Origin of the sequence: Dietzia sp. UCD-THP (assembly GCF_000349585.1) — a bacterium.
Taxonomy (GTDB): Bacteria; Actinomycetota; Actinomycetes; order Mycobacteriales; family Mycobacteriaceae; genus Dietzia; species Dietzia natronolimnaea_A.
In genome coordinates this window covers 980-1471 of sequence record NZ_KB714635.1, presented here as the reverse complement: position 1 = coordinate 1471, position 492 = coordinate 980, and the positions used below count along the sequence as shown (strand labels likewise).

The following is a 492-nucleotide window of genomic DNA, read 5'->3' as shown; positions in this document are numbered from 1 at the left end:
GTTGAGCAGTGAGCGACGGAAGGCGGTGCCGAAGTCGTCTTCGCGCGGGCCGGCCGGCACCGAGTCCCAGTCGGGAGCTCGTGACGAGCCCGCCACGTCGAGCGATCCCGCCGACCCGGGATCACCCTGTTGGGCGTCAGCGACCGCAGGCTGCGCCATTCCGAACGCCAGGAGCGCCACCATCAGAGCGCTCCCGCAGCGGCGGGCGAGGAGCCCCATCGCTACCCCGAGACCGGGCTCGCGGCCGATGATCTGTGATGTGGGTTGGATCTCTGACACGACGCCCTCCGAGACGTACACGCATCCCTGCACTTCCCGGACCTGACCGCTGTTGACGTAAAGAGCGAAACGCGAATCACTGTGATGTTCCTCACAGTACGGATAAGGGGCTGTGACGGGCGGCCTTTCGGCCCGATTACTGCCTCAGGTTTTCCGCCATCCTCCGGTTCGAGTCCCGGAGGACGGCGGCAAGCCGAAGAAGATCGATCCCGC

The 492-nt window shown here is 66.3% G+C and carries 1 protein-coding gene; it reads right to left on the bottom strand.

All coding sequences use genetic code 11. The features are described from left to right. On the bottom strand, positions 1 to 279 hold a 279-nt coding region (locus tag H483_RS28370), incomplete at its 3' end, for a hypothetical protein (protein ID WP_152427940.1). Positions 280 to 492: the final 213 nt, after the last annotated feature.